At 68.2% G+C, this 6,969-nt stretch carries 10 protein-coding genes; 7 read left to right on the top strand and 3 right to left on the bottom strand.

Going from position 1 to position 6,969, the window contains the following annotated elements:
• A partial coding sequence (locus QOC69_RS14510; protein WP_526440637.1) for a biotin/lipoyl-containing protein occupies window positions 1-139 on the top strand: 139 nt, incomplete at its 5' end.
• On the opposite strand, the gene QOC69_RS14505 is transcribed toward QOC69_RS14510, so the two are convergent.
• Window positions 136-882, bottom strand: a complete 747-nt coding sequence (locus tag QOC69_RS14505; RefSeq protein WP_526440635.1) for an SDR family oxidoreductase — start codon at window positions 880-882, stop codon at window positions 136-138. The two genes, QOC69_RS14510 and QOC69_RS14505, sit on opposite strands and share 4 nt — an antisense overlap.
• A 51-nt stretch (window positions 883-933) precedes the next feature.
• Here QOC69_RS14505 and QOC69_RS14500 point away from each other — a divergent pair, with 51 nt between their 5' ends.
• Window positions 934-1,266, top strand: coding sequence for a hypothetical protein (locus tag QOC69_RS14500; protein ID WP_526440633.1), 333 nt, complete (start codon window positions 934-936; stop codon window positions 1,264-1,266).
• Complete coding sequence (locus QOC69_RS14495) at window positions 1,263-2,246, top strand: malate dehydrogenase (RefSeq protein ID WP_526440631.1); 984 nt, start codon at window positions 1,263-1,265, stop codon at window positions 2,244-2,246. The genes QOC69_RS14500 and QOC69_RS14495 overlap by 4 nt, the downstream gene beginning before the upstream one ends.
• 37 nt (window positions 2,247-2,283) lie before the next feature.
• On the opposite strand, the gene QOC69_RS14490 is transcribed toward QOC69_RS14495, so the two are convergent.
• A complete protein-coding gene (locus tag QOC69_RS14490) occupies window positions 2,284-2,556 on the bottom strand; it encodes a hypothetical protein (RefSeq protein WP_526440629.1) in 273 nt (90 codons plus the stop codon).
• Between the two features lie 134 nt (window positions 2,557-2,690).
• Complete coding sequence (locus QOC69_RS14485) at window positions 2,691-3,233, bottom strand: nucleotidyltransferase family protein (RefSeq protein WP_526440627.1); 543 nt, start codon at window positions 3,231-3,233, stop codon at window positions 2,691-2,693.
• A 33-nt stretch (window positions 3,234-3,266) separates the two neighbouring features.
• Here QOC69_RS14485 and pbuX point away from each other — a divergent pair, with 33 nt between their 5' ends.
• The 4 genes from pbuX to pucL are packed head-to-tail and all read left to right on the top strand — an operon-like array spanning window position 3,267 to window position 6,938.
• The gene (pbuX, locus tag QOC69_RS14480; RefSeq protein WP_526440625.1) at window positions 3,267-5,180 is read left to right on the top strand and encodes a PbuX/PucJ/PucK family nucleobase permease; all 1,914 of its coding nucleotides are present in this window, start codon (window positions 3,267-3,269) and stop codon (window positions 5,178-5,180) included.
• Window positions 5,181-5,189: 9 nt separating this feature from the next.
• Complete coding sequence (gene uraD / locus QOC69_RS14475) at window positions 5,190-5,717, top strand: 2-oxo-4-hydroxy-4-carboxy-5-ureidoimidazoline decarboxylase (RefSeq protein WP_526440623.1); 528 nt, start codon at window positions 5,190-5,192, stop codon at window positions 5,715-5,717.
• Complete coding sequence (uraH, locus tag QOC69_RS14470; RefSeq protein ID WP_526440621.1) at window positions 5,714-6,034, top strand: hydroxyisourate hydrolase; 321 nt, start codon at window positions 5,714-5,716, stop codon at window positions 6,032-6,034. Before uraD ends, uraH begins: the two co-directional genes overlap by 4 nt.
• A gap of 4 nt (window positions 6,035-6,038) precedes the next feature.
• The gene (gene pucL, locus QOC69_RS14465; protein WP_526440619.1) at window positions 6,039-6,938 is read left to right on the top strand and encodes a factor-independent urate hydroxylase; all 900 of its coding nucleotides are present in this window, start codon (window positions 6,039-6,041) and stop codon (window positions 6,936-6,938) included.
• The last annotated feature ends 31 nt before the right edge of the window (window positions 6,939-6,969 follow it).

Below are 6,969 nucleotides of genomic sequence, written 5' to 3'. Positions count from 1 at the left end.
CGACCTCGTCGTGGTGCTGGAGGCCATGAAGATGGAGAACCCGGTCACCGCGCACAAGGACGGCACCATCACCGGGCTCGCCGTCGAGGCCGGCGCCGCGGTCACGCAGGGCACCGTCCTCGCCGAGATCAAGGACTAACTGGCGGCCAGCCAGTCGGTGAACCGGGTGGCGGCGAGCACCGCATCGTCACCGGTCACCAGGCTGTGCTGCTCGTCCACGGGCGTGCCGAAGTAGGTTGCCTGCGGATCGACGACGACGGTCTTGTCGTCGCCCTGCTTGGCCAATACGGCCCAGGCCATGTCCGCGAACGAGAACTTCTCCGGCCCACCGATGTTCACGATGCCACCCAGTGGCGGGCCGACGGCGACGCGCGCCACCTCCGCGGCCACGTCGTCGGAGGCGATCAGCTGAATCAGCCCGCCCGGCACCCGGACCTCGTCGCCGACCACGAGCGATCCGGTGATCGCCGCGGCGAACTCGTGGAACTGCGTGGCGCGCACCACCGAATACGGGATGCCGGAGTCGACGATCGTCTTCTCCTGGACGACCTTGGCCCGCATGTAGCCGCTGTCCGGCAGGCCGTCCGCGCCGACGATGGACAGCGCGACGTAGTGACCGACGCCGGCCGTCTTCGCGGCCGCCGCCAAATTCGTGGCGGACGTCGAGAAGAACTGCAGCACCGCTTCGTCGTCGAACGACGGCGAGTTGACCACGTCGATCAGGACGTCGGCACCGACCAGCGCGTCCGCCAGCCCCTCGCCGGTGAGCACGTCCAGACCCGTCGACCGCGACGTGGCCACCACCTCGTGCCCCGCTGCGGTCAGCAAGTCGACGACCTTGGTTCCGATGAGCCCGCTGGCTCCGATGATGGTGAGTTTCATGTGGCGTACGCCCTATTCATTGGATGCTGCTCTACGTGAGACGCTGACCCGATGGAGCCCGTCGAGATCAACAACGGCCAGTGGTATCTGCGCGCACTACGGTACGACGACCGTGTCGACGACCGCCCCGCGCTTGCCGACCTCGGCGAGACCGACCTCGACTACGTCCACGACGCCGAAGACGACTGGGCCTCCGACACCCGGTACACGTGGGCCGTATGCGAGCCGTCCACCGGAGAGCTGCTCGCCGAGATAACGCTGGACCCCAACTCGTCGTACATGCACAGCAGGGCGCGGCCCGGCCACGAGGACGCCGCGGCGATGGCCGAGGACACCGTCCGCCTGTATGCCTCCGAGATTCTCGGCCTGCGGGTGCACACGTGAATCCGAAGATCGTCACCGTCACCGGCGCGGCAGGCCAGATCGGCTACGCCGCGCTGTTCAGGATCGGTGCGGGCGCCCTGCTCGGTCGCGGCGTGCCAGTGACGCTGCGCCTGCTGGAGTTGCCGTCGGCGGTACGGGCCGCCGAGGGCGTCGTGATGGAGCTCGTCGACAGCGCCTTCGACCTCCTCGCAGGCGTCGAGATCCACGACGACCCGGTGCGGGCGTTCGACGGCGTCGACGTCGCCCTGCTGATCGGCGCCAAGCCGCGGAGCAAGGGCATGGAACGCGCCGACCTCCTTGCCGCCAACGCCGCGATCTTCGCCGAGGCGGGGCGCGCGCTCAACGCGGGCGCGGCCGACGACGTCAGGATCGTGGTGGTCGGCAACCCTGCGAACACGAACGCCCTCGTCGCGTCGGCGCACGCGCCGGACATCCCCGCCGAACGATTCACCGCGCTCACCCGGCTCGACCACAACCGGGCGGTCGCCGCATTGGCCGCTCACGCGGGCGTCCACGTCACCGACGTGTCCCGGGTGACGGTGTGGGGCAACCACTCTCCCACCATGTATCCCGATCTCTTCCACGCCGTCGTCGGTGGTCGCCCCGGCGCCGAGTACGCCGCCGACCTGGATTGGCTGACCGGCGACTTCATCCCCACCGTGGCCAAGCGCGGTACCGCGATCATCGAGGCGCGCGGCACGTCGTCGGCAGCATCTGCCGCCAATGCCGCGATCGATCACGTCAGGGACTGGGTCGACGGCACCGACCCCGACGACTGGACCTCGGTGGCGCTGCCCTCCCCCGGCGTCTACGGCATCCCCGAGGGCGTGGTGTCCTCGCTGCCGGCGCGCGCCGTCGACGGCGCGTGGCGAATCGTCGAAGGGCTTGAGCTGAACGACTTCTCCCGCGCCCGCATCGACGCATCGGTGGCTGAGCTGGCCGAGGAGCGTGCCGCGGTGGCCGCGCTGGGACTCCTGTAAGCGGCTCTCCGGCCTTGGGGACAGCGGGCCGTAGCGGTCAGCGGTCGAGCGCCCGGACGAGCAGATCCTTGACCTCGGCGACGCCTTCTTCGAGAGTTCGTTGGCCCGCCTTGAGCTGGGCAAGATCTTGACTGTGCTCAGCCAGCACCTGACTGTGATCCCGCTGAGTCGCGCCCATCTCGCGCTGGTTGGCGGCCATCTCGCGCTGGTTGGCGCCCAGCGCGTTCACTGCGGCCAGGACGGCCCGATAGTCGGCGTGCGACGCCTCCAGCGCCGCCACCCGCGCTTCCAAATCGTCCAAGGTCGCCACCCGGCGATGGTAACGCCTGCCGCGAGGAGAGCGCGGGTTCATCCACAGGCGCCGTTAGGGCCAAGTTGTCGATATGAGGCGGGCAAACCGCCCATACCTCCGCCGGGTGACCAGTGCGACGACCGTGGCCTCGATCAGGCCGTGTCGACGTCGGCCCCGGTGGCCAGGTCGCCGCACTCGACGGCGACCACGTCGGAGCGGGCGGCCAGGAACGTGCGGGCGCCCTCGTCACCGTGCAGCGTCTCCGTCAACGCCGCGACGTGGCTGCGCTCGATCACCACCGGGTGGCCCGGCCGCCCGCCGTACGTCGCCCTGGCCAGGCCGGAATCCGCCGACCGTGCGGCCGCCAGCACCCGGGCGACCACGTCGGCCCCGACATCGGGGGTGTCGACGAGCGCAAGCACCACGTACTGCCCACCCTCCGTGGCGGCCAGACCGGCGCGCAGGGAGGCGCTGAGCCCGTCGGCCCAGTCCGATGCCACCACCGAGCGCGCAGGCCCTGGCACGTCGACGACGGCTGCACCAAGCACCACCACGACGTCGTCACAGGAACCACTCAACGCGTCGACCGCCGCGCGCAGCCACTTCCCTTGCTCGGCAAGCACTTTGGGTATGCCGAAGCGCGAACCGGCACCCGCGGCCAGTAGCACGCCCGCGACGGGCACCTGCTTCGACATGCGAACAGTGTGAACCTGCCCGATTCTGGGACCATGTCAGCCCCATCGACCGCGACGGCCGAGAAGCCCAAGAAGCGCGTGCACCCCGTCGACGAGGTGCTGCCGATCCCCAAGTTGGCGACATACGGCTTCCAGCACGTCGTGGCGTTCTACGCCGGGGCGGTCCTGGTGCCGATCCTCATCGCCAGCGCGATCGACCTGCCGGGCGAGGAGCTCGTCAAGCTGATCACCGCCGACCTGTTCACCTGCGGCATCGCCTCGATCATCCAGGCGGTCGGATTCTGGAAGATCGGCGTGCGCCTGCCGCTGCTGCAGGGCGTGACGTTCACGGGCGTCTCCCCCATCATCGCGATCGGGCTGGCCCACGGCGGTGGCGCCGCGAGCCTGCTCTACGTGTACGGCGCGGTGATCGTCGCAGGCGTCTTCACGTTCCTGATCGCGCCGATCTTCATCAGGCTGCTGCGGTTCTTCCCGCCCGTCGTCACCGGCACATTGATCACCATCATCGGGCTGTGTTTGGTGCCGGTGGGTGCCCACGACGCGGTGACCAACCCGCACACCGGTGAGATCGACGCGTCGAACCTGCGCTGGCTGCTGTACGCGGTGGGCACCATCGCGATCATCGTCGGGATCCAGCGCCTGTTCCGCGGGTTCATCGCCACGATCGCCGTCCTGCTGGGTTTGGTGATCGGGTGCGCGGTCGCGTTTGCGCTGGGCGACATGAGCTTCGAGAAGGTGGGCGCGGCGTCCGCGATCGGCTTCACCCAGCCATTCCTGTTCGGCATGCCCAAGTTCGACGTCGTCGCCTGCCTGACGATGATCATCGTGCTGTTGATCACCGCCGTGGAGTCGACCGGCAGCACCATGGCCACCGGCGAGATCGTCGGCAAGCGGATCAAGGCCTCCGACATCGGCAACGTGCTGCGCGCCGACGGTCTGGCCACCGCGATCGGTGGCGTCTTCAACTCGTTTCCCTACACCGCGTTCTCGGAGAACGTCGGCCTGGTCAGACTCACCGGCGTCAAGAGCCGCTGGGTGGTGGCCGCAGCGGGCGTCATCATGATCCTGCTCGGCTTCCTGCCGAAGGTGGCGGCCGTCGTCTCGTCGATTCCGCAACCCGTGCTCGGCGGCGCGGCGCTGACCCTGTTCGCCACCGTCGCCGTGGTCGGCATCCAGACGCTGGGCAAGGTCGACTTCACCGACCACCGCAACCTGATCATCGTCACCACCAGCATCGCGTTGGCGCTGTGGGTGACGTCGTATCCCGATGTCGCCCAGGCGCTTCCGTCCGGCATCGACCTGCTCTTCGGCAGCGGCATCAGCATCGGCGCGATTGCGGCCATCCTGCTGAACATCGTGTTCTTCCATCTGGGATCGCGCGGCCCGCGGGTGGCCGGCGGCGGGTCCATCACCCTCGACGAGGTCAATGCGATGACCAAGGAGCGGTTCACCGAGGTGTTCGGGAACGTGGTGCAGAACGTGCCGTGGGCCGTCCAGCGCGCGCTCGAACAGCGCCCGTTCGCCGACACCATGGCACTGCGCGAGGCCTTCCAGGACGCCGTCCTGACCGGTTCCTCCGAGCAGCAGCTGCAGTTGATCCGGGCGTTCCCCGACCTCGGCGCCGAGGACGAGACCGGCCACGCGTTGGCCGTCGATCACGTCGCCTTGTCCAACCTCGACGAGGACGACCACAACGACGTCGTCGAACTGTCCACCGCATACCGGGAGCACTTCGACTTCCCGCTGATCATCTGCGCCAAGGAGACCGAACGCTTCGACAGGGTGCTGCGCAACGGGTGGTCGCGGATGGACAACTCGCCCGCCGCCGAGAAGGCGTTCGCGCTGATCGAGATCGCCAAGATCGTCAACTACCGGTTCAGCGACCTCGTCGCCGACGCCAACCCGATCGCGGCCGCGCGGTTCAGCCGGCTCAGCGAGTTGCCATAGTCGTCACTGATGACCACTCAACCAGCGCTCGGTCTCGATGGCTTCAACCGCTGCACCGAGCGCCAGCGCATGCACCTGCTGTTCGGCGTGTGCGCGTCGCCGATCTGGGCCCGCCGCGTGCTCGCCGGGGCGCCGTTCGCCGACGTCGACGCCCTGCTCGACCGGGCCGGCCGCGTCCTCGCCGAACTCCCCGACGCCGAGATCGACACCGCGCTGGACGGACATCCCCGCATCGGGGGCCGGGTCGACAACGCCTCATCGGCGCGGGAACAGGCCGGCGTGACGGCGGCCGACGACGACGTGCGCGCCGCGTTGGCCGCAGGCAACCGGGACTACGAGGACCGGTTCGGCTACGTCTACCTGGTGTGCGCCAGTGGACGCTCCGCCGACGAACTGCTCGCGATTCTCACCGACCGGCTCGGCAACGATCCCGACACCGAACGCCGCGTCATGCGCAACGAACTGGCCAAGATCAACCGGCTTCGGCTGAAACGGCTCCTGAGCGAGCCACCCGGCGAGGCAAGATCGAGCACATGAGCCTCTCCACCCACGTCCTCGACGCCGTGTCCGGCAAGCCCGCGACGGGCGTGCCGGTCACACTGCTCGATGCAGACGGCACCGTCCTCGCGGACGCGACCACCGACGACGACGGGCGGGTCGCGCGCCTCGGCGGCGACCTTGCCACGGGCGTGTACCGGCTGCACTTCGACACCGCAACGTACTTCGCCGCCACGGACGTCGCCACCTTCTACCCCGAGATCGTGATCGCGTTCGAAATCACCGATGCCGCAGGCAAATACCACGTTCCGGTGCTGCTGTCACCGTTTGCCTATTCGACCTACCGAGGGAGCTGAACAGATGTCGGGCATCATCCTTGGCAAGAACCAGTACGGCAAGGCCGAGAACCGCCTGGTCCGGATCTACCGTGACACGCCGCGACACGAGATCCACGACGTGAACGTATCCACCTGTCTTCGTGGCGATTTCAGCGCGGCTTACCTGACCGGCGACCAGTCCGACGTGCTGCCCACCGACTCACAGAAGCAGACCGCCTACGCCTACGCCAAGGAGAAGGGTCTGCAGTCGATCGAGGACTACGGTCTCGCCCTGGCCAGACACTTCGTCGACGACGTCGTCCCGGTGGACGGCGCGCGCGTCGACATCGAGGAATACGCATGGGAGCGGGCGATCGTCGACGGCGCCGAACACGACCACACCTGGGTGCGCAAGGGCCAGGAGGTGCGCACGGCCGCGATCACCGTCGACGGGAACGGCGAGTGGGTGATCGGCGGACTCAAGGACCTCGTCGTCCTGAAGTCCACCGGGTCGGAGTTCGCGGGCTTCCGCACCGATCCCTACACCGTCCTCGAACCCACCCACGACCGCGTGATGGCGACGGCGCTGGTGGCGCAGTGGCGATTCACCACGACCGAGATCGACTGGGAATCAACTTACGTCGCCGTCAAGAGCCAACTGGTGAAGCAGTTCGCGATCGTGCAGTCGCGCGCCCTGCAGCAGACGCTCTACGAGATGGGCAAGGCCGTACTGGAGAACCATCCCCAGATCGCCGAGGTCCGGCTGTCGGCCCCCAACAAGCACCACTTCGTCTACGACCTGTCCCCGTTCGGCCTGGAGAATCACAACGAGGTGTTCCATGCCGACGACAGGCCGTACGGCCTGATCCAGGCCACGGTCACCCGCGACGATGCGCCTGGTGCTGGGCCTGCCTGGGACCTGGCACAGGGCTGGCTGGGCTGATCACGCTTGATTGGAATCGTCTTACATCGTT

The sequence above is a fragment of the Mycobacterium sp. genome (genome assembly GCF_032162105.1).
Taxonomy (GTDB): Bacteria; Actinomycetota; Actinomycetes; order Mycobacteriales; family Mycobacteriaceae; genus Mycobacterium.
The sequence above is the reverse complement of the archived record's forward strand: the minus strand, read 5'-3'. Positions and strand labels throughout refer to the sequence as shown.